We start from the raw sequence: 21,167 nt of genomic DNA on the forward strand, positions 1-21,167 counted from the left end.
ACTTTGGAGGCTTCTCATCCAGAAAGAAGGTAAACTTTGAGCATGTCTGAGACTGGAACAATTGAGCGCTTACGTGCTTATCGCAAGACCTACATTGCGATGTTGGTCTCCTCAGCCCTTAGCCTTTTTGCCTCTCTTGTACTCTCAATCGATGCCATTAAGTTAGCTGCCCAGCCAACAGGTCAGCTTTCTTGCAATATCAATTCGGTTCTATCGTGTGGCACCGTTGCAAAATCTTGGCAATCCCAACTTCTGGGTTTCCCAAATTCATTTATTGGATTAATGACTGAGCCGGTTGTCATAACTGTTGCAATTGCCGGTCTAGGTCTTGTCACCTTCCCGCGCTGGTTTATGCGCGTGGCACATGTTGTATATGGACTTGGTTTAGTTTTCGCTCTCTGGCTGCTTTCCCAATCATTCTTTGTTATCAACGCACTTTGTCCATGGTGTCTCTTAGTTACTGGATCGACAATTACAGTTTTCGCAACAATTACTCGGGTGGTCCTTTTAGAAAATACCTGGAATTTTGCCCATGAGCGTCAAGAAAAGATTGTTGCATTTCTGGAAAATGGTTGGGGACGTGTGATCTACACCGGAGCTTTCGCCACCATCATTATCGCCATCATTGTTAAGTATGGAAATAAGCTGTTCTCATGAAAGCATCCCCAACTGATCAACGTTCAATTTTAGATATTGCTCGATTTGATCAACAGACAAACTCTTTGCGTCACAAGGCAGCAAACCTTCCTGAACTTGCAGAATTAGCCAGCACCACAATTAAGTCAAATAATGCTCGCGATCTTCGAATTGCAGCTGAGACTGAATTAAACGATGTTAAGCGCGAATTACTGCGCGCCGAAGGTGATGTCGAGCAGATTGTTTCTCGAATTACTCGTGATGAAGCACGACTGATTAGCGGATCTGCAACTCCCAAAGAATTAGAGCAGTTGCAGCACGAAGTCGGAACTCTTGGTGCTAGACGTGCCGAGCTTGAAGAAGTCGAGCTAGAGATAATGATGCGTGTAGATGCGATCAATGAGCGCATCACAACCCTTAAGGCAGAAGAAGCAGAACATGCTGCAGTAATTGCTGATCTTGAGATTCGCAAGGAAAATGCCTTAACCGTTATTCATCGCGATCTAGATGCAATTACGAAAGATCGAGCCGAAACGGTTCAAGGAATTGAAAAAGCTTTGGTTGATCTCTACGACAAAATCAGAGAAACAACAGGAGGGGCAGGAGCAGCAGCGCTTTCTGCTGGTTCATGCATGGGCTGCAACCTTTCAGTCAACGCCGTGGAAATAAAGCGAATGTCAGATTTAGCTGAAGATGAAGTTGTCCGATGCGAAGAGTGCCGCTGCATTTTGGTACGAGGCGTTTAATTGGCACGACATTTTCTGTTAACTGCTGATGGCGGATCTAGAGGCAATCCTGGTCCTGCTGGGTACGGCTCGGTTATTACAGAAAATGGAAAGATCATTGCCGAACTTTTTGACTTTATTGGCGTGGCAACAAACAACGTTGCCGAATACAGCGGATTAATCGCTGGTTTAACCACCATCAATCAAATCGATTCAACTGCAACCATTGAAGTAAAGATGGATAGCAAACTTGTTGTCGAACAAATGTCTGGACGTTGGCAGATTAAGCATGCAGATATGCGAGTTCTTGCCCAATCTGCCCGATCTGCACACAATCCGTCATTGGTTACATATTCATGGATTCCACGTGATGAAAATTCACACGCTGACCGTCTTGCAAATAAAGCACTTGATCAACAAGCAGGTGGCGGCGAAGTTGTACAGGTTCAGCAGAATTATCTTACTGAGCGTCTGTTGTCAGCAGAAAAAGCAACAACTGTTTTTCTGATTCGCCACGGTGAAACAATCTTGACTCCCTTTAAAAAGTTTTCAGGCGATGGCCCCTTAAATCCCGAGCTAACGCACATTGGCTTGGAGCAAGCGGAAAAAGTTGCCGATGCTGTTGCTAAGTTGAACCCAGAAGTAATCATTGCCTCACCGCTAAAGCGCACTACTCAAACTGCAGAAGCTCTTTCTAGAAAAACTGGATTGCCAATAGTTTTTGAAGAGGCTTGGATCGAGTGTTCTTTTGGTATCTGGGATGGTCTTTCCATTGATGAAGTTAAAGAAAAGTATCCGGCTGATTACCAGGCGTGGATTTCATCAACAGGGTTTACACCTCCACAAGGCGAGTCATATGACAACGTTGCTTTGCGTATTGATGCAGCCCTAAGTCAGATTGCCGCCGAATACCCAGGCCAACGTGTTGCAGTCATAACACATAACGGCACAATCAAATCGGCAGCTAAGGTCGTAGTTGGTGGACCAGCGGAAAGTATTTTCCATATTGATGTTTCACCGTGTTCAATCACGACAATAAGCATTTGGCCAAGTGATGGTTTAAGAGCTCTTCGAACCCTGAATGAGCAGGGCCATCTTCACTGAGTTATTTAATTACTCGGTATGTTGCAAGGGTCGGGTCGCTTGCATAGGCAATTCGCACACCAGCTTTTTGTGTCACAGATAAGCCAGTAACGATCTGTTCTGTTAAGACTTCTCCCGGTGCAACAACTGCAACACCTGGGGGATATGGAGCGATTAAGTCAGCACTTATGCGCCCAATCGCTTGGCTAGCTGAAACAAATTCGGTATCTGCAAAATAAGCATCGCGCATAGACACCGCAACTGTCGGAACAATTGACCAACTCAGTGATGTTTGAGTTGGACGAGGTGCTCCCTGCAGAGACTTAAGAATTGGCACCAACACATTTGATAAAACTGAAAAATCATTAGCATTGTCAGCCAGGGTCGCAAGAAAAACAATCGTGTCTTGATCAGCCATCTCAACTCGGATGTTTACTTTTTGCAATTCCTTTTCAACATCTACTCCTGAAACACCAAGAACATTTGCGCGCAAGACAATCTTGACTGGATCAAAGCGATCGGCGGCAAAGTTGTCAGCATTTAAAAAGATTTGTTGATCAAAATGTGATTGCACCTGGTTCTTGAAATCTATGGCGTGCTTTAAGAGATCCCCAGTTAATTGTTCGCCACGGATTTCAAGTAAGGCGCGGCAACCATCAATGGATGCTAGGGGTGCACCAGCCGGTGAAGTTGTGTGCGTAGTTTCAAAACTTTGCTCAATACGGGCAAGATTTAGCAAGTTTCCTTGGGCAAGTAGCAGTGAAGATGCGCTGTAACCAGGTAGTGCTTTGTGGACACTTGTAATCAGAGCATCTGCTCCAAGTTGTAATACATGGTGTGGAAGCCGCGAATTAAATCCAAAGTGTGCGCCCCATGCAGCATCAACGACTACCGGAATCGAATGCTCATGTGCTTTTGAAATCAACGCAGGTAGTTCGGAAATTGTTCCAAGATAGCCAGGTTCGGTAAGCAAAAGCGCAATTGGTTTTTGATCCAACACTCTTTCAAGTTCAGAAACCGGAATACCTGTTGGAATACCTGTTGCTTGATCAATTTCAGGAGTTAACCAAATTGGCTCCAAACCAGTAAGTACAAGTGCGCTTAAGACAGAGCGGTGAGCTGTTCGGGTGATCGCAACTTTGTCACCTGGTTTACCAAGTGCCAAAATAATTGCTTGATTTGCATGCGTGGATCCGCCGGTGGAAAAGCGCGCGTAGTCAGCGCCCCACAATGATGCGGCTAACTCTTCGGCTTTCTTAAGAGTCCCCTCAGTAAGTTTTATCTCATCTAATCCGCCATACAGCGGAGTATCTGAATCAACTACCGCGCCTAAGCCTGCATCTAAGCGATACGCCTTCTGTTTGTGACCTGGCACGGTAAATGCAGTCCGTGGGGTTTCGAAATAGCTCAAATAAGCATCCAATAGCGGTGCGCTATTTCTTAACTCAGAGTTCATTGTGTAAGCCTAACCAATGGACTGGCCAGTACGAAATGATGGCTTAGACTTTACCCATGACAACACTTACCGCATTGACTCAAGAGCGTCGGTTGGTTACCGCTATTCCGGGACCAAAATCTCTCGAGGCGCTACAGCGCCGCAGTGAGGCGACATCTGGGGGACTAGGCCTTGCCTTTCCTGCGGTAATTGAACGCGCAAGTGATGCAATTCTTTTGGATATCGATGGCAATCAGATCATTGATCTTGGTTCAGGTATCGGAGTAACTGGTGTTGGTAATGCTGCACAACGTGTTGTTGATCGTGTAATCGATCAGGTTCAGGCATTTACTCATACCTGCTTCACAGTTGCTCCTTACTTGGGCTACATCGAAGTATGCGAAAAGTTAAATGCAATGACTCCTGGATCATTTAAGAAGAAGTCATTACTTGTTAATTCAGGTGCTGAAGCCGTAGAAAACGCAATCAAGATTGCACGTCACTACACAAAGCGCCAAGCAATTGTTGTTTTTGAACATAGCTACCACGGACGTACCAATCTAACTATGGCAATGACTGCAAAAAACATGCCATACAAGGAAGGCTTTGGTCCCTTTGCTCCTGAAATTTATCGCGTACCAATGCCATATGCCTTCCACTGGGTTGGCGATCAAGCAACTATTACGCAAGATGCAATTGACATGGTCACTCACAAGATTGATAAGGAAATCGGTGCGCACAACGTTGCCGCAATTATTATCGAACCTATTCAGGGCGAAGGTGGATTTATCGTTCCACCAAAGGGTTTCTTGCCGGCGCTGTCTAAGTACTCAACAGATAACGGAATCATCTTCATAGCTGATGAAGTTCAAACAGGCTTTGCTCGTACAGGCAACATGTTTGCAGTCGAGCACGAAGGTGTTGTGCCAGACATGATCGTGACAGCTAAGGGAATTGCAGGTGGGTTACCACTAGCTGGCGTAACAGGTCGCGCAGAGATTATGGATTCAGTGCATGTTTCCGGTCTTGGTGGTACCTATGGTGGAAATCCGGTTGCTTGTGCTGCAGCCCTTGGCGCAATCGAAACCATGCTTGAAGAAAACCTTGTTGCACGTGCAAACCACATCGGTCAGATCCTTACCGATTCACTTCGCGCGTTGCAGGCTAAATACCCTGTGATTGGTGAAGTTCGCGGTCGCGGGGCAATGCAGGCAATTGAACTTGTAGAGCCAGGTACAAAGACACCTAACACTGCTGCAATGGGTGCAGTTGTTAAGTACTGCCAGAGCAAGGGTGTTCTAATTTTGACAGCTGGAACATACTCAAACGTTGTTCGCTTCTTGCCACCAATTGTTATCACAGATGAGCTACTAAAGGATGCCTTAAGCGTTCTTGATGAAGCGCTAGCGTCTCTTTAAAAACTTGCCATCACTCTAAATTCCGGAAGCGTGACCTTCACAACGAGGGTCTGATCCAAATGCAAAGGTTCCATTAGCAAGAACCTCCATCATTTGAACGGAAGAACCATGGCCCCATGCCGAAAGTGCATTAACTTCATGCCCCTTTACGCGCAATTGTTCGAAGACTTGATCTGAAACTCGGTTTTCAATCTCTAGGACACCTAGTCCCTTTTCTTCCTCTGAACTTTGTCCTGAAGCATTTAGATGTTGCCAACGCGGAGCTTCAGTTGCCTCTTGTACATTCATCTTCAAATCAATGACATTAACAAGTAACTGCAAGTTACTTTGGACTTGAATATTTGCACCAGGTGTTCCACCTACGAGATACAAAGAACCATCTGGCTTAACTGCAGTAAATGCATTCAAGGTATGTGCCGGTCGCTTACCCGGAGCAATGACGTTAGGCGATTGCGGATCTAGTAAAAATCCTGTCAAACGATTGTTAAGAATGATTCCTGTTTCTGGAATCACCCATGAACTTCCGAAACCATGGAAAACGGATTGAATCCAGGAAACAGCATTACCTTCGGAATCTGCGACTAAAAAGTAGGTGGTATCGCTACCTTCGCTGACAGGTGCAACATCGTGCCCGGCAGAATCCATCGATATCTGCGCTGCGCGTTGATCTATGTGTGCTTTAGACAAAATCTTTTGCGTGTTAACAGCAATGAATTCTGGATCTCCAAGAATTGCGTTGCGATCGGCAAAACCAATCTTTTTAGACTCAACTCCTACATGGATTCGATCCGCCTCTGATAACGACGCAATATCAAAGCGCTCATTGAGTAGCAGTTCTTCCATCAAAATCATTCCCTGCGTTGGGGGAGGTTGGCCGTAAACGGTGATATCGCGGTACTTAACAGAGAGCGGATCAAGGACCCGAGTTGTGTGAGCCTTTAAATCCTCTTCATTAAACCATCCATCAGAACCCTTAATCAGTTGCTGGGCGATTCGACCTTCGTAAAAAGCTGCACGGCCACCTTGTGCGATTTCTCGAAGCGAGCGGGCTAAATCTTTTTGGACAACTAATTCGCCAACTTTCACGTTTACATCGACACCCATGTCTTTAAACAGTTGTGTTTCAGGTGTTAATTTTAAATGTCCTGCGATGCGACGAACAAAACCAGTATTTGCCGGAAAACCATTTTCTGCATATTCAATGGCTTGCTCTAACAAGGTTGCAATTGGCAATTTTCCGTAACGCTGATGTGCTTCAAACCAGGTCGATACTAAACCAGGCACAGTTGCTGATTTGTATCCATGCATCGGAATTCCATCTTTATAGTTTTCTAGTATCGCAGCGTGCGATCCTTCGCCGCTGCCATTAAAAGCCAGATTGGTTTTGGTTGGCGCATGATGGGTAACAAGAAATGCATCTCCACCTAAATGAGATGCGCCAGGTTCTACGACACACAAAACTGAACTTAGGGCGATCGCCGCATCAATAAATGAGCCACCTTGGTTCAGGATGGAAATTGCAGCACTAACGGCCAAAGGCTGACTTGCAGCCGCTCCACCATTTCGCGCATAAACAACACTTCTACCGGTTTGCATTCGTGAACTGTGGCCTATTCGTACGCTTAATACAAGATAAAAACCGACATTTGCAGGTTTCAATTTGCATGCAGATTTCTGCCAACCTACTATTCACCTACGTTAAGGGGAGTACCTTGTTCGGCATCTTCGTCAATACGGATAGAAATATCCCGGAGCTGCGACCGTCTAGTTAGCTAGCGGTTGAGGGAGACCTTGGCACCTTGTCCCTTTAACGAAAATAGGTGTATTCATGGATGTAACCCTGCTTACCTGGGCACTCGTAGTCGGTGCGATTCTGGCTCTGATTGTTGTCGATTTACTAACTGTCAGCCGCAAGCCTCATGACGTTATGTTCAAAGAGGCAGCAATCTGGTCGATTTTTTACATCGGCGTTGCAATCGCCTTTGGCGTGTGGGTCTGGCAAACGGCCGGTTCACAATTTGGAACCGAATACTTTGCAGCGTACTTAGTTGAAAAGTCATTGTCGGTCGACAATCTCTTCGTCTTTATTATTATCTTGGCGCAATTTAAAGTGCCATCTATTTACCACCAACGCGTCCTGATGTTTGGTGTCATTCTGGCGTTGGTCTTGCGTGCGATTTTCATCGCAGTTGGCGCAGCAGCTCTTGCCGCATTTAGCTTCACCTTCGTAATCTTCGGAGCAATCTTGATCTGGACTGGTGTGGGTCTGTTTAAGCACTGGGATGAAGATCCTTCACCTGAAGACAACAAGCTTGTAAAGCTCATCAGAAAGCGCGTTGCGATGACGGATGAATACGATGGTTCAAAAATCTTTACTCGTATAAATGGAAAGCGCATTGCAACGCCAATGTTCCTGGTAATGATTGCAATTGCTTCAACCGACTTGTTATTCGCTCTGGATTCAATTCCTGCAACTTTTGGCGTGACTCAAGAACCATTCTTAGTCTTTGCAGCTAACGCGTTTGCTCTGCTGGGACTTCGAGCGCTGTACTTCTTGCTCAAGGGCTTACTCGATAAGTTGGTTTACTTGTCACTTGGTCTTTCAATCATCTTGATGTTTATCGGTGTTAAGTTGATCATGACTTACGTACACGAAATTTGGTATGAAGTTCCTAAGATCCCAACGCTTGTTAGCTTGGCAGTTATTGCACTGATTTTGATTGTTTCCACCGTAGCAAGTTTGATCAAGGTTAAGAAGGATCCTTCAGCCCACGCACACGCTGGACGCATTACCGGCGGGGACCACGAAGAAAAGTAATCTCAGATTGTTGATCTGTGGGTCCGGGTTTAGTTACCCGGGCTCACAGTCGACATATTGAAATCTTTGATAACCATCGGCGGTACAGACATGCTTGTCATGTCCCCAGCCCATTCGCGTGGCTGAGTCCATTCAGTAGCACCAGCGTGTGCAATACGAGATAGCGCACTAACGGGCGAATCATTCCAACGGAAGTTGTTTGTTGTTCCTTGGACTTCGCCGTTTTTAACATAGTAAACGCCATCGCGTGTAAGCCCTGTTAGAAGCAAAGAATTTGGATCAACCATGCGGATGTACCACAGCGTTGTCAGAAGTAATCCGTTATCAACCTTCTTCACTAGATCTTCTAGATTTCCACTTCCACCATCAACGCTCATAATCAAATTGTCGCCAAATGGCGTGTATGGAAGAGATGTCAGTTGTGCACTTGCTCGAGTCTGAACTAGAGATTGCAGAACACCATCTTTAATCCAATCAACTTGAGACTGCTTCTGCCCGTTATCAAAGACTGAAGTAAATGAGCTACTAGCTGATGCAGAAACAAAGGGGGAACCCGCAAGCACAGGGTGATTTGGAGTACTAAATAGTTGCAGACCTACGTTGGATAGTTTTTCGCCAACTCGTGTTCCGCCACCCTTTTTCGAAAAGACGCTTTGGCCTTCAAACGCGTCTCGACCACCAGCAACCCACATCATGTAAACATAGATATCGGCTACAGATCCTGAAGGAAAAATAGTGTCATAACGTCCGGCAGGAAGATCGATCTTCTTTCCTTGCCACGCTAAACGCTGACGGATGTTTGCATCAATCTTTGCAACAGAAACATCTTTAAAGTCATGGGTTTCAATTCCATCCCAGGTCGAACGCGATCGTTGATGAGACTTTCCTGTCATTTCTACACGACCGACTGGTGAATCATGACGCAATCGCATTCCACCCTTTGAACCTACCCAAATACTTTCGTGGGTATGTTCGGCGTAGCCAAATAGTTCAATTGCATCAGCCTTAGAGCGGCGCATCATGTCACCGAGCTCTGGCGCAAATCCAGCGAAAACTTCAGGGCCGGTTGGAACATGTGGAGCGTTCCAATTTCCGAAAGACACATCGCGTGCAAGTGGAGCGAAATCTTCTGCGGCCCCTGCTGCCTTTGCCGCAGCGGTAGCTTCAGAGAGAATTGCATCAATATCGCTTTCATCAACGTTGGTGCGAGTAACTGCGCCAGATGCCATAGAGCTACCGACGGCAACAAATGCGATAACTGTGACATTGCGTTGTGCAATCACACCGTTAGTTGTCAATGTGCTGCTAGCCCAACGAAGGTTGGCTTGTGTGCTGTCTTGGACAACAACGATGCAGTCATCTGTTGTAGAGCGGGCAAGAATCTTTTCAACCAGATCTTGTGCTGAAATCATTTGCTTGCCTCCGCAACTGTGTTGAGAACATTAACTTTGTCGAACACCGCAGCTGGACAACCATGGCTAACCGCCGCAATTTGTCCGGGTTGTGCTTTACCGCAGTTAAATGCACCACCTAGAACATATGTAGATGGTCCACCAACTGTCTTCATGGAACCCCAGAAATCTGTAGTTGTTGCTTGATAAGCAACATCCTTTAACTGGCCGACAATCTTTCCATTCTTGATTCGATGGAACTGTTGACCAGTAAATTGGAAGTTATAACGCTGCATATCAATGGACCAGGACTTGTCTCCCAGAATGTAAATACCGTCTTCTACTGATTCGATTAACTTTTCAAGGGTAGGCCCCGTTGGGTTTGCCTGCAGTGAAACATTTGGCATGCGCTGGATTGGTACATGTGCTGGTGAATCAGCAAAAGCACAACCGTTGCTGCGCTCTTTATCAACCGCTGCGGCAATTCTGCGATCTAGTTGGTATCCAACCAAAACTCCATCTTTGACGATATCCCAGCGTTGGGCGGCAACACCTTCATCATCCCAACCGACCGTACTTAAACCGTGTTCAGTATTGCGATCACCAGTCACATTCATCAAGGAAGAGCCATACTTAAGCGTTCCAAGCTTGTCTGGTGTAGCAAAAGAAGTTCCAGCGTAGTTTGCTTCATATCCAATCGCGCGATCAAGTTCAGTGGCATGACCAATTGACTCGTGAATCGTCAGCCAAAGATTTGATGGGTGGATCAAAAGGTCATAACGACCTGGTTCTACAGAAGGTGCTGCAACCTTTTCAGCCAACAATGTTGGAAGCTGCTCAATTTCTGCATCCCAATTCCAGATTGAATTACCCATCCATTCCCAGCCATAGCCGGCAGGTTGAGCAAGTGTGCGCATTGATTCAAAACCATGATCGCCAGTTGAAATTGCTTCTATCTGAGTTTGAACTCGTACACGTTGTTGAGTCGTACTTGTTCCAGCAGAATCTGCGTAATGCTTTTGTTCTTTTACATACATAGTGTGTGCGCTGCTGTGATTAACGCCCTTTGCTGCAAGTAACTTTGAACTTAATTCTGCCAGGCGATCTTTTTTGTCGGAATCTGAAACAGAGAATGGATCAATTTCATAAGCAGATACCCAACTCTTCTTGGCATAGACAGGTTCTGGTACAAGTGAAATCTCATCAGTTGATAGCGGCTTTGATGTCTTTGCCATCGCAACCGCAGTTGCCGCAAGTTTCTGCGCAGACTCAACACTGACATCTGGCGATGAGGCAAAACCCCACGCACCATTAACGATTACTCGGACACCGATACCAAAATTGGTTTCATCAGATTGGGTTTCAGGCTTTGCATCGCGCAGTGAAAGCAAACCTGTTCGGGTTCGTTCGATTCGAACATCTGCATGAGACGCACCTGCGCCAGTGGCTGCACTGAGTGCTACATCAGAGACTTTTTCAAGTGGGAGAGCTAGGAAATCCGCATCAACTGTCGTAATCATGGGACACACCCTAAAGGAACTGATTACATCCTGCCACTATGCATTTCCGGCAGTCCCGATATTGTTCACCCCATGACTAGCACTCCACGAATTTTGCACGCGGCAACAGGTTCGACCTTGAGCGCTAAAGGTTGGGGACAAGAGGCGGCAATCCGCATGCTTCATAACAACTTGGATCCAGCTGTTGCAGAACACCCTGAAAACTTAGTTGTCTATGGCGGAACCGGTAAAGCCGCTCGCAACTGGCCTTCCTTTGATGCAATTGTTAAGAGTCTTACAAACTTAAAAAATGATGAAACGCTGCTTGTGCAATCAGGTAAACCTGTAGGAGTTTTTCAAACCCATGAATGGGCACCACGAGTATTACTTGCAAACTCTAACCTTGTAGGGGACTGGGCTAATTGGCCAGAGTTTCGCAGGTTAGAGCAGCTTGGTTTAACGATGTATGGGCAGATGACAGCAGGTTCTTGGATCTACATCGGCACGCAAGGAATTTTGCAAGGAACATATGAAACATTTGCTGCAGTTGCACAAAAGCGCTTTAATGGAACTCTGCAAGGAACACTGACCTTGACTGGTGGTTGCGGTGGCATGGGTGGAGCGCAACCACTTGCTGTAACAATGAATGGTGGAGTCTGTCTAGTAATTGACATCGACAAGTCACGATTAGAAAAGCGAATTGAAACTAGATACCTAGATGAAATTGCAGATAATGTTGATGATGCAGTTGAGCGTGTACTAAAGGCCAAGAATGCTCGTGTTCCACTTTCTGTTGGTTTAGAAGGAAACGCTGCTGAACTATTCCCACTGCTTCTTTCAATGGATGTACCAATCGACATCGTTACCGATCAGACTTCAGCCCACGATCCTTTTTCCTATGTTCCCGTGGGAGTCAATGTTCATGAAGCTGCGCAGATGGCAAGAGATAACCCCGAAGATTTCACCAAACGCTCTCAAGCATCTATGGCGAAACATGTTGAAGCGATGGTTGGCTTTATGGATAAAGGCGCCGAAGTTTTTGATTACGGTAATTCCATCCGAGATGAAGCTCGTCAGGGCGGTTTTACTCGAGCTTTTGCTTTCCCAGGCTTTGTTCCCGCCTATATTCGCCCACTCTTCTGCGAAGGAAAAGGCCCATTTCGCTGGGTGGCACTTTCTGGAGATCCAAAAGATATTTACCGCACGGACAAAGCAGTTCTTGATTTGTTTCCAGAAAACGAACATTTAAATCGTTGGATAACTATGGCGCAAGAGAAAGTTGCATTCCAAGGTTTGCCTGCACGCATCTGTTGGTTGGGTTACGGCGAACGCGACAAAGCTGGACTTGCATTTAATGATCTAGTCGCACGAGGTGAAGTATCTGCTCCTATTGTTATTGGACGTGACCACTTGGATTGTGGCTCTGTTGCATCGCCTTATCGTGAAACCGAAGCGATGCTAGATGGTTCTGATGCAATTGCTGACTGGCCGTTGTTAAATGCAATGGTCAACATTTCTTCGGGTGCTTCATGGGTTTCAATTCACCATGGTGGCGGCGTTGGCATGGGTCGTTCTATTCACTCAGGACAAGTTTCTGTTGCTGATGGCACCAAGCTTGCAGCACAAAAATTAGAGCGAGTTTTAACTAATGATCCTGGTATGGGAGTAATTCGACATGCTGATGCTGGCTATGACTTAGCTGTTGATACAGCAAAGCATCGCCATGTGCATGTTCCTATGTTGGATACTGAATGACAAGCACGCTTGTTCACAACATTGGTCAGTTAGTTACCAATGATCCTCAACATGATGGAACAAAGCTGGGAATAATTAAAAATGCTGCTTTACTGATTGAGGATGGCGTCGTTGCTTGGGCCGGTCCAGATTCAGATGCACCAACACATCACATCAAGCGACGTTTAGATGCCAAGGGTCGCGCAGTTATTCCAGGTTTTGTTGACAGCCATACTCACATGATCTTTGCCGGTGATCGCAGTCAAGAGTTTCGAGCACGGATGTTAGGTGAAAGTTATAGCGCTGGCGGCATTGCTCACACAGTGCAAAAAACTCGAGAAGCAAGTAATGATGTTTTGCGCGCTAACGCGCAATCTCTCTTAAATGAGGCATATTCGACAGGCACAACAACTATTGAAATCAAGTCGGGCTATGGCTTAACCGTTGAAGATGAGCGCAGATCGCTAGAAATTGCAGCATCTTTCACTGATGAAACAACATTTCTGGGTGCCCATGTCGTGCCAGTTGAGTACAAAAAGAATCCTAAAGATTATGTTGATTTAGTTACTGGGCCAATGTTGGATGCAGCTCTTCCTTTTTCAAAATGGATTGATGTTTTTTGTGACAAAGGTGCATTCTCAGTTGATGATGCCCGAACAATTTTAAAGGCGGGCATGGCGAAAGGTTTGTTGCCACGAATTCATGCCAATCAACTGCAAGAAGGTCAAGGCGTACGTTTAGGTGTAGAACTTGATGCGGCATCTGTAGATCATGTTTCACACCTGAGCGAGAAAGATATTCAAGCGCTATCAACTTCAAAGACCGTAGCAACTCTTTTGCCGGGCGCTGAATTTTCGACTCGCTCTGCCTATCCTGATGTTCGCCCATTGCTAGAGGCCAGCATTACTGTGGCCTTGGCATCAGATTGCAATCCAGGTTCTTCCTACACAACCAGCATGCCTTTCATCATTGCAGTAGCTGTTCGTGAAATGCATTTTTCACCAGAGCAAGCTCTGTGGTCGGCAACCATGGGTGGTGCAAAAGCGCTGCGCCGTGATGACATTGGACATCTCTTTGAAGGTGCTCGCGCTAACTTTTCTATTCTCAATGCAGATTCATACATTCACTTGGCATATCGTCCAGGTGTTCAATTAGTAGAACAGGTGTGGCGAGATGGCCTCCAAATCAAATAAGACAGTAACGCTTTCAACATCTGGCACGACATTTGCCGATGTTATTGATGTGGCGCGCCATGGCGTACTGGTAGAACTTTCAGCTGCGTCCATTGATGCAATGAATGCATCTAGAAAATACATCGAAGACTACGCCGCAGGCGGAGTTCCTGTTTATGGCGTTTCAACTGGATTTGGCGCACTTGCTAATCGCCATATCGACGTTGCAGATCGAGCTCAATTACAGAAATCTCTTATTCGATCACACGCTGCAGGTGTTGGACCTGCCATAGAACGCGAAGTAGTGCGGGCATTGATGTTTTTGCGCCTACGCACCATGGCATCTGGTCGCACAGGTGTCCGCGTGGCACTTGCGCAGAGTTATGTTGATTTCTTGAACAATGGAATTACACCTGTCGTTCCAGAATTTGGTTCACTAGGGTGCAGCGGAGATTTAGCACCACTTTCACATTGCGCACTTGCTTTGATGGGAGAAGGCCGAGTTCACGATGCCAATGGCGTCGAAATGGAAACAATGCAAGCGCTAAACGCTGCTGGCATTAAGCCAATCGAACTTGAAGCAAAAGAAGGTTTGGCACTTATCAATGGCACCGATGGCATGCTCGGTATGTTGATCATGGCATGTGCTGATCTTGAACAGCTGTGCATGGTTGCAGACATTACAACTGCAATGAGTATTGAAGGATTGCTCGGAACAGATCGTGTATTTGCACCAGATCTGCATGCTCCACTTCGTCCACAAATTGGACAGGCAATCAGTGCGGCAAATATCTATGCCTTGCTTAAAGACTCAGCCATTGTTGCATCACACCGCGAAAATGATTCACGTGTGCAAGACGCGTATTCATTGCGATGTGCTCCACAAGTTGCAGGTGCGGTCCGTGACACAGTTGCTTATGCATCAACAATTGCTGCTCGCGAACTAGCAAGTTCTATTGATAATCCAGTTGTCTTGCCTGATGGCCGTGTGGAATCAAATGGAAACTTCCACGGTGCACCTGTCGGTTATGTTCTAGATTTCCTCGCAATTGCTGCGACGGATTTAGGTTCAATTGCAGAACGCCGCACAGATAGAGCACTTGATCAATACCGCTCTGCTGGCCTGCCACCGTTCTTGGCACATGATCCGGGTGTTGATTCAGGTCTAATGATTGCGCAATACACCCAAGCTGGTCTTGTTAGTGAAAACAAGCGTCTTTCAACTCCGGCAAGTGTTGATTCAATTCCATCATCTGCCATGCAAGAAGATCATGTTTCAATGGGTTGGTCAGCTGCGCGCAAACTGCGCAAAGTTGTTGATAATTTAGCTCGCATCTTGGCTATCGAGTTAGTAACTGCAGCTCGGGCAATTGAATTTAGAACTGGTTTAGAACCAGCACCAGCAACTGCCCGCGTCGTTAAAGAGTTACGGACAGTTGTAGGGGGAGTCGGACCAGATCGTTTCCTATCGCCAGAATTAGAAGCTGCAACAACGCTTGTTAACTCTGGCGCAGTTGTTGCTGCAGCAAAGGAAGTTGTTAAGCAACTTATCTAGAAGCTAGTCCAGCAGCAGCTTCTAGAACCAGGAGAGCGGCTAGACGAACTGTCCGCTGATCATCTGAATCAATAGCTGCATCAATTTCAGTTATATCTAAAGCACGCACGCGCTTATCTGACGCAACAAGTCGGACCGCATGTCGTAATTCATCTGCTGAAATTCCACCAGGAAGTGAAGCAGGACAGGCCGGTGCAACTGATCTATCGCAAACATCTACATCAACATCGACATAAATATCACGACCTTGCATGCCAGCAATTTCAAGTGCCTTGCGAATTAACTCAGCCATAGATGCAGATCTCATATCAGCCCGAGTGATAACAGAAACTCCGTTCTCTTTCGCTCTTTGGGCATACTCTGAACTATTGGCAAAATCTGCAATACCAATCTGAACAATGTTTTTTCCTGGCAGACCAGCCTGGATTAGTCTCCAAATTGGAGAACCATTTGATTCACCATCACGAAGATCATGGTGGGCATCAAAAGTAATTACTCCGATGTTTTTCACATCGTTCCATAAGCCTTTAGCAAGTGAGTAAGTAATTGAATTATCACCACCAAGAGCAACGATTAACTTGTGTTTGTTCAATAAATTAGCTACAAAATTAGCAACACGACTTTCTCCATCTGCAAAGTCGGGAGAATCGATATCGCCTAAATCAATCATTGAAACACTGCGCAGATCGGTATCTGTAGATTCGGCAAATGTTGAATACCTAGCAAGTGCATCGCGCACCGCCGCAGGAGTTAAGTGTGAAGAGGTAGGCGAAAGAGATGTTTTATGTGCGGGGATACCTAACAGAGCAAAATCAGCATTATCCAAGCTGCTATCAAAGAGAGTACTTGCGCGCGGCCATTTCTCATCTTTTGATAATCCCTGAACTGACATGCGGTAATCCTACGGCTCAAAGCCATAAACCTGACTAACTCCATTACGTCACCAAGGCGTATCATCTGTGGTTGAAGAGTCGCCCGGATCACCGCGTTGCAGCAATGCACCGAGGAAAGTCCGGACTTCGCAGAGCAAGGCGGTGGGTAACTCCCACCCGGAGCAATCCGCGGGAACAGTGCAACAGAAAGTAAACCGCCAACGAAAGTTGGTAAGGGTGAAACGGTGGTGTAAGAGACCACCAGTAATTGCAGTAATGCAGTTAGCTATGTAAACCCCGCCTGAAGCAAGACCACGCAGTTGGCGTTTGAGAGCTGCTCGCTCGAGTCAACGGGTAGGTTGCTTGAATCTGTAAGCAATTACAGATCTAGATGGATGGTGATCCGTTCGCAAGAACGACAGGATCCGGCTTATAGGGCGACTCTTCTTCTAATTAGGTGGGCGTGGGTTAAAACTACGCTCACCTTTTTACATTTTGCTTGTACAAGTGCTTACATAACCTGTCGCAGATTTACTGATTTTTATGGGGAAACGATGGGCAAATATGGGCAGTTTTATGGGCAGATTCACCACTCTGATGAGTCGAAAAGCATCAACCTATTGGTAAGTTATGGCCATGGCTACAGTCACTCAGGTTAGGAAAGTCGCTCGAGATTGCTCCCTGATTTTTAACGCCCTTGGAGACCCCAATCGCCAAGATATTTTGATCATGTTGGAGACCGAGGGACCTCTTAATGTTCTCCAAATAACCGAGCATTTAAACCTTGCTCGTCCGACAATATCCCATCATTTGAAGATACTCATGAATGCAGGGTTACTTAAATCCACTAAAAAATCTCGAGAGACCTATTACGAATCTGAGTGGGCCGAAGCTTCAAAGAACCTGAAGAAATTCATGAAGCTTTTGTGGGATTGCTAATTGACAGCACAATAATAGGTTGATATGTTTAAACCTATCAACCTATATTTCACAAGGAGTGCCATGAAATTCTCTGTTCAATCTAGCCCATCCCTAAAGGGAAAGGTAGCCCTTGTAACAGGCGGAAATATCGGCCTCGGATATGAAACGGTAAAAGCCATTGCCTCCCGCGGGGCTCATGTTGTTTTAGCAGCCAGAAGTGAAGAAAAGGGTCGAAAAGCTGTCGACGCTTTGATAAAAGAAAACCCAAGCGCTTCAATTGAATACCTTCAATTAGATCTTGCCTCACTGGAGAGCATTAAGAATGCTGCAGAGGAGTTCAACAAAAACCATAAAGTTTTAGATATCTTAGTAAATAACGCTGGAATTATGGCGATGCCTGAGATGAAGACTAAAGATGGTTTTGAGAGCCAATTCGGCGTCAATCACCTCGGTCACTGGAGTCTGACGGCTTTACTAATGCCAAGTATTTTGCGATCTAGCTCAGCTCGTATTGTTACTGTTACAAGTTCTGCCCATCATATGATTGGCAGAATTAGATTTAATGATCCTCATCTTCGTAAGAAGTATTCGCCATGGACTGCATACAGTCAGTCAAAGTTGGCAAACTATTACTTTGCTCTCGGTCTCCATAACGAATTCAAGAAGAAGGGCTTAAATGTCAAGAGTATGTTGGCCCATCCAGGTTTATCTCACACAAATCTTCAAGTAGAGACATTTGAAAAAGGCGCTGCAGGTGCTGCTGGAACTATCTCAAAGTCACTAGCAGCGAACATCGGTATGGAGCCCGAAGTTGGTGCCCTACCTCAAATCAGGGCTGCTTTGGATCCCAAAGCTAAGTCTCGAGAGTTTTATGCCCCGAGGTATTTTGTTAAAGGCGTTCCAGTTACTCGTCCCTTTTTAAGACCACTAGCCAATCGTGCGATTAAGAAGCTTTGGGCCCTTTCGGAAAAGGAAACCGGCCTGAAGATAAAAATATAATTATTCCGGCTTATAGGGCGACTCTTCTTCTTATTAGGTGGGCGTAGATTAAAACATTTAGCTTACGCAGAATTCACAGGGAACAATTCAGCGTGTTCGAGCCCGAATTCAAAAACTGCCATATAACCTCTTCCTTTGGTCAGCAAAAAAACACCTTCAAATTCACAGATAGGTATTCAACTCTTGATTCTTGATGTCGAAAGAGCGCTATCAGTTTCTGAACTTGGCGAGCTTGCTCGAGGAGTAATCATTGCCTCGCTGCTCATCTCAATGATCGCAGCCCTATTTTTGTTTTCCTTCAAGCGTATTGCAGGAGGTGAGACTCAAGCGCAAAAGTCAACTCAGTTGATTCGGGTGGTTGCTAATGCCTCTTTAATCACAGGAATTCTTGCTGTGTTTATTGGTCTCTTCGCTACCTATCTCAATCAAAGCACTTTAAAGGGATCACAGTTTGTTGGGATTTTTGCGACGGGCCTTGGGCTCTGGTTAATTTTCATCTTGTTATTTCAGTTCTTGGCAATACTCCTAATCAATAAACCAAGAAAGTCGGCCGCAACTGTTGGCGTAAAGAATCCACTAACTGTTTCACTATTGTTGGTGTTGACTGCAAGCCTGTTGCTTCCGCTAGAGCTACCAAGACCTAGCCGAAACGTTGAAGCTGTTGGTAAGACAACGAGCGGTGTAACAGTGACCGTGGTGATGAGCCCTGGAGCAGCTGGTTCAAATACCATGAAGTTGGGTCTAACAGGAGCTGATTTTGAGGTTGCAAAAGTTTTCTCATATGTGATTGATGGAAAAGCTCAAATTTCATTAACTACTGGTGAGAGTGATTCAGACAATCAACCGATCAAACTTAAGATGAATGAAGAGGGATCTTTGGTAGCAGAGGAAGTTATCGCTAAGTTTTCTGGAAAATCAAAGATTCGTTTTAAATGGAGTAAGAGCGAAAACCCTTTGACGATGCCAATTAATCTACAAGAAAATCCAGGATATAACCCATGACTATGAGAGTTGAATCAGAACGCATCTCTATTGTTGAAAGCGCACCATCTCGTAATTTCCCTCGAATTCCAGTGGCATTGCTTTCAATGTTTTTCACTCTATTTTTGGGCTCGATTATTTGGCTTTTCGCACCTTCTGATACTGGCGAGGCAAAACCTCCGCCAGGGCTTGAATCATTTAGATATGTAGATGGCGTCATGAGCAAAGTGGATCTGCCGCTTCTGGTCATGAAGGCATATGACGAAGTAGATGGAAAGAAAAATCTAGAGTTCAAAGTGCCTGAAAGTAGTCTTCGATTTTTCGATGTTGTTCATATGCGTGCACACTCTTCAATTGGACTGCCAACCAGAATCTATTTCAAGGTGGTTAATGGGGAGTTCATCGCCGTCTATAAGACAGATGCTCCTGCAAACAGTGGGAGTGGAAAGTGATGATTAGTCAGTTCAAATTGATTACATACTCCTTTGCAGGACTCTTACTGAGTGCACTTTTTGCAACATCGGCAAATGCTCATGGCGTACAAGGAAGAGCTGATACACCGATCCCAATCGCGGCATTCTTTTTAGTAGCAGCAGTGGTATTGGTGGTGTCTTTTGTTGGTTTAAGTTTTGGGTGGTCCAAGCCGAAACTTTCCACATACACATGGGTGCAGGCTCCCCGATTCATGCAGACCCTTGTTCTCTCACAAGCCACACTCTGGATCTTTAGATTGATCACACTTCTTATTTTCACTGTCGTACTTTTTGCAGCAATGTTTGGCTCCACAACGCTTGGTTCAAATATTGCACCGCTAGTAGTTTTTGTAGTTTGGTGGATCGCTTTGGTCCCAATCGCAGGATTATTTGGAAATGCGTGGCGATCTATCAACCCATGGATTTCTATCGCCAAGTTGTTGAATTTCAAGGCTGAGACTGCAAGCAAACTGCCGAGCTGGGTTGGTGTTTGGCCTTCGGCAGTGATCCTTCTCATCTTTGCGTGGCTTGAACTAGTCTTTCCAACACCTGCAGAGCCAAGATTGATTGCCTTTATTCTTATTGCATATTCTCTTTTTACTCTTTGGGGAATGAAGAAGTACGGCACAGAGCGATGGCTGGACTCTGGCGAAGGATTCTCTGTCTATAGCGGATTACTTGCACTTATCTCACCCATTGAGGTCAGAGGTGGAAAGCTAGGTTTCAGAGCTCCATTTATTGCTGCAACTCGAATGCGAATTGAGCCAGGTGTAGTTGGTTTGATTGCGGTTTTAATTGCCACGGTTACATACGATGGATTATCAACTAGCTCATTCTGGAAGCTACGAGATATTGCCGCCAGTGAGCGTTTAATTGACCTGGGTCTCAACGACTTTCAGGCAGGTGTATTGATCGGAACCTTTGGACTTCTGGGCTCATTGTTCGTCTTTTCATTGCTATTTGAGATTTGCTCTTATCTTTCTGGCGCTATTGCAAATTGGAAATACACGAATGTAGGAAGAGTTGCTGTGGCCTTTTCTCATTCGATGATTCCGATTGCTTTTGCATACTTTGTTGCTCACTACTTCACACTCTTTGTATTCCAAAGTCAGGATTTATTGAGATTAGCCTCAGATCCATTTGGTTTTGGATGGGACCTTTTTGGCACATCTGAACGAAGGATCAACTTCCAAGCGGTTTCTGCTGAATTGATTTGGGGAGTTCAAACAATTGCAATTGTTGTTGGGCACGTCCTTGGACTCGGTTACGCCCATGACCGTGCCCTTGAAATTGGTAGAACTCATAAAGAAGCTCTTAAGTCACAGTATCCAATGCTCGTTCTCATGGTGCTACTGACCGTTGCTGGATTGTGGTCCTTGTCGGCAGGGATGAATTCTTAGCCGTCTCGCATCCGGCTTATAGGGCGACTCTTCTTTAAAACGTGTAGGCCCCGCA

18 protein-coding genes and 1 other RNA gene are annotated in these 21,167 nt (G+C 45.6%); 14 read left to right on the forward strand and 5 right to left on the reverse strand.

The window, feature by feature from the left end; genetic code table 11:
* The first annotated feature begins 42 nt into the window (after nt 1–42).
* The 3 genes from AC9UC2_RS06950 to AC9UC2_RS06960 are packed head-to-tail and all read left to right on the forward strand — an operon-like array spanning nt 43 to nt 2,465.
* Nucleotides 43–657, forward strand: coding sequence for a vitamin K epoxide reductase family protein (locus AC9UC2_RS06950; RefSeq protein WP_509526808.1), 615 nt, complete (start codon nt 43–45; stop codon nt 655–657).
* Complete coding sequence (locus AC9UC2_RS06955) at nt 654–1,382, forward strand: zinc ribbon domain-containing protein (protein WP_509526810.1); 729 nt, start codon at nt 654–656, stop codon at nt 1,380–1,382. Before AC9UC2_RS06950 ends, AC9UC2_RS06955 begins: the two co-directional genes overlap by 4 nt.
* Entirely contained in the window at nt 1,383–2,465 is a 1,083-nt protein-coding gene (locus tag AC9UC2_RS06960; protein ID WP_509526812.1) for a histidine phosphatase family protein, read from the forward strand.
* A 1-nt stretch (nt 2,466) separates the two neighbouring features.
* Here the strand turns inward: AC9UC2_RS06960 and AC9UC2_RS06965 are convergent, their stop codons facing one another.
* Complete coding sequence (locus AC9UC2_RS06965) at nt 2,467–3,900, reverse strand: aminotransferase class I/II-fold pyridoxal phosphate-dependent enzyme (protein WP_509526814.1); 1,434 nt, start codon at nt 3,898–3,900, stop codon at nt 2,467–2,469.
* A 56-nt stretch (nt 3,901–3,956) separates the two neighbouring features.
* Here AC9UC2_RS06965 and gabT point away from each other — a divergent pair, with 56 nt between their 5' ends.
* On the forward strand, nt 3,957–5,297 hold the full coding sequence (gene gabT / locus AC9UC2_RS06970; RefSeq protein ID WP_509526816.1) for a 4-aminobutyrate--2-oxoglutarate transaminase: 1,341 nt from the start codon (nt 3,957–3,959) through the stop codon (nt 5,295–5,297).
* Nucleotides 5,298–5,312: 15 nt separating this feature from the next.
* Here gabT and AC9UC2_RS06975 read toward each other — a convergent pair whose 3' ends face one another.
* Entirely contained in the window at nt 5,313–6,893 is a 1,581-nt protein-coding gene (locus AC9UC2_RS06975) for a gamma-glutamyltransferase family protein (protein ID WP_509526818.1), read from the reverse strand.
* A 232-nt stretch (nt 6,894–7,125) separates the two neighbouring features.
* Between AC9UC2_RS06975 and AC9UC2_RS06980 the strand changes: the two genes are divergently transcribed.
* Nucleotides 7,126–8,115 carry a TerC family protein gene (locus AC9UC2_RS06980; RefSeq protein WP_509526820.1) on the forward strand — a complete coding sequence of 330 codons (990 nt, stop codon included), beginning with the start codon at nt 7,126–7,128 and terminating at the stop codon, nt 8,113–8,115.
* Between the two features lie 29 nt (nt 8,116–8,144).
* Here the strand turns inward: AC9UC2_RS06980 and AC9UC2_RS06985 are convergent, their stop codons facing one another.
* Nucleotides 8,145–9,527 carry a metallopeptidase TldD-related protein gene (locus tag AC9UC2_RS06985; protein WP_509526822.1) on the reverse strand — a complete coding sequence of 461 codons (1,383 nt, stop codon included), beginning with the start codon at nt 9,525–9,527 and terminating at the stop codon, nt 8,145–8,147.
* Nucleotides 9,524–11,026 carry a TldD/PmbA family protein gene (locus AC9UC2_RS06990; protein WP_509526824.1) on the reverse strand — a complete coding sequence of 501 codons (1,503 nt, stop codon included), beginning with the start codon at nt 11,024–11,026 and terminating at the stop codon, nt 9,524–9,526. The genes AC9UC2_RS06985 and AC9UC2_RS06990 overlap by 4 nt, the downstream gene beginning before the upstream one ends.
* 72 nt (nt 11,027–11,098) lie before the next feature.
* On the opposite strand from AC9UC2_RS06990, the gene hutU reads away from it, so the two are divergent.
* Genes hutU through hutH form a run of 3 tightly spaced genes read left to right on the forward strand, consistent with a single transcriptional unit; the run spans nt 11,099 to nt 15,466 of the window.
* On the forward strand, nt 11,099–12,760 hold the full coding sequence (hutU, locus tag AC9UC2_RS06995) for a urocanate hydratase (RefSeq protein WP_509526826.1): 1,662 nt from the start codon (nt 11,099–11,101) through the stop codon (nt 12,758–12,760).
* Nucleotides 12,757–13,932, forward strand: coding sequence for an imidazolonepropionase (gene hutI / locus AC9UC2_RS07000; RefSeq protein ID WP_509526828.1), 1,176 nt, complete (start codon nt 12,757–12,759; stop codon nt 13,930–13,932). The genes hutU and hutI overlap by 4 nt, the downstream gene beginning before the upstream one ends.
* Nucleotides 13,913–15,466, forward strand: coding sequence for a histidine ammonia-lyase (hutH, locus tag AC9UC2_RS07005; protein WP_509526830.1), 1,554 nt, complete (start codon nt 13,913–13,915; stop codon nt 15,464–15,466). The genes hutI and hutH overlap by 20 nt, the downstream gene beginning before the upstream one ends.
* On the opposite strand, the gene AC9UC2_RS07010 is transcribed toward hutH, so the two are convergent.
* Entirely contained in the window at nt 15,459–16,358 is a 900-nt protein-coding gene (locus AC9UC2_RS07010) for an arginase family protein (protein WP_509526832.1), read from the reverse strand. The genes hutH and AC9UC2_RS07010 overlap by 8 nt on opposite strands.
* Nucleotides 16,359–16,433: 75 nt before the next feature.
* On the opposite strand from AC9UC2_RS07010, the gene rnpB reads away from it, so the two are divergent.
* The 6 genes from rnpB to AC9UC2_RS07040 all read left to right on the forward strand — a co-directional run bounded on the left by rnpB (nt 16,434) and on the right by AC9UC2_RS07040 (nt 21,112).
* Nucleotides 16,434–16,787: RNase P RNA component class A (gene rnpB, locus AC9UC2_RS07015), an RNA gene on the forward strand.
* A gap of 187 nt (nt 16,788–16,974) precedes the next feature.
* Complete coding sequence (locus AC9UC2_RS07020) at nt 16,975–17,277, forward strand: ArsR/SmtB family transcription factor (protein ID WP_509526834.1); 303 nt, start codon at nt 16,975–16,977, stop codon at nt 17,275–17,277.
* Nucleotides 17,278–17,340: 63 nt separating this feature from the next.
* Complete coding sequence (locus tag AC9UC2_RS07025) at nt 17,341–18,258, forward strand: oxidoreductase (protein WP_509526836.1); 918 nt, start codon at nt 17,341–17,343, stop codon at nt 18,256–18,258.
* A gap of 135 nt (nt 18,259–18,393) precedes the next feature.
* Complete coding sequence (locus AC9UC2_RS07030) at nt 18,394–19,260, forward strand: hypothetical protein (RefSeq protein ID WP_509526838.1); 867 nt, start codon at nt 18,394–18,396, stop codon at nt 19,258–19,260.
* Nucleotides 19,257–19,691 (forward strand): hypothetical protein, encoded by a 435-nt coding sequence (locus tag AC9UC2_RS07035; protein ID WP_509526840.1) that lies wholly within the window; start codon nt 19,257–19,259, stop codon nt 19,689–19,691. Before AC9UC2_RS07030 ends, AC9UC2_RS07035 begins: the two co-directional genes overlap by 4 nt.
* Complete coding sequence (locus tag AC9UC2_RS07040) at nt 19,688–21,112, forward strand: hypothetical protein (RefSeq protein WP_509526842.1); 1,425 nt, start codon at nt 19,688–19,690, stop codon at nt 21,110–21,112. The genes AC9UC2_RS07035 and AC9UC2_RS07040 overlap by 4 nt, the downstream gene beginning before the upstream one ends.
* Nucleotides 21,113–21,167 lie beyond the last annotated feature (55 nt).

Origin of the sequence: Candidatus Planktophila sp. (assembly GCF_036734405.1) — a bacterium.
In the GTDB taxonomy this organism is placed as follows: Bacteria; Actinomycetota; Actinomycetes; order Nanopelagicales; family Nanopelagicaceae; genus Planktophila.

Bases quoted from the DNA above. Each gene is read 5' to 3' on its own strand.
- AC9UC2_RS07020 (WP_509526834.1), top strand. From the start codon at position 16,975: ATGGCTACAGTCACTCAGGTTAGGAAAGTCGCTCGAGATTGCTCCCTG.
- AC9UC2_RS06985 (WP_509526822.1), bottom strand. From the start codon at position 9,527: ATGATTTCAGCACAAGATCTGGTTGAAAAGATTCTTGCCCGCTCTACA.
- AC9UC2_RS06990 (WP_509526824.1), bottom strand. From the start codon at position 11,026: ATGATTACGACAGTTGATGCGGATTTCCTAGCTCTCCCACTTGAAAAA.
- gabT (WP_509526816.1), top strand. From the start codon at position 3,957: ATGACAACACTTACCGCATTGACTCAAGAGCGTCGGTTGGTTACCGCT.
- AC9UC2_RS07025 (WP_509526836.1), top strand. From the start codon at position 17,341: ATGAAATTCTCTGTTCAATCTAGCCCATCCCTAAAGGGAAAGGTAGCC.
- hutU (WP_509526826.1), top strand. From the start codon at position 11,099: ATGACTAGCACTCCACGAATTTTGCACGCGGCAACAGGTTCGACCTTG.
- AC9UC2_RS07035 (WP_509526840.1), top strand. From the start codon at position 19,257: ATGACTATGAGAGTTGAATCAGAACGCATCTCTATTGTTGAAAGCGCA.
- AC9UC2_RS06950 (WP_509526808.1), top strand. From the start codon at position 43: ATGTCTGAGACTGGAACAATTGAGCGCTTACGTGCTTATCGCAAGACC.
- hutI (WP_509526828.1), top strand. From the start codon at position 12,757: ATGACAAGCACGCTTGTTCACAACATTGGTCAGTTAGTTACCAATGAT.
- AC9UC2_RS06975 (WP_509526818.1), bottom strand. From the start codon at position 6,893: ATGCAAACCGGTAGAAGTGTTGTTTATGCGCGAAATGGTGGAGCGGCT.
- hutH (WP_509526830.1), top strand. From the start codon at position 13,913: ATGGCCTCCAAATCAAATAAGACAGTAACGCTTTCAACATCTGGCACG.
- AC9UC2_RS07010 (WP_509526832.1), bottom strand. From the start codon at position 16,358: ATGTCAGTTCAGGGATTATCAAAAGATGAGAAATGGCCGCGCGCAAGT.
- AC9UC2_RS06980 (WP_509526820.1), top strand. From the start codon at position 7,126: ATGGATGTAACCCTGCTTACCTGGGCACTCGTAGTCGGTGCGATTCTG.
- AC9UC2_RS06955 (WP_509526810.1), top strand. From the start codon at position 654: ATGAAAGCATCCCCAACTGATCAACGTTCAATTTTAGATATTGCTCGA.
- AC9UC2_RS06965 (WP_509526814.1), bottom strand. From the start codon at position 3,900: ATGAACTCTGAGTTAAGAAATAGCGCACCGCTATTGGATGCTTATTTG.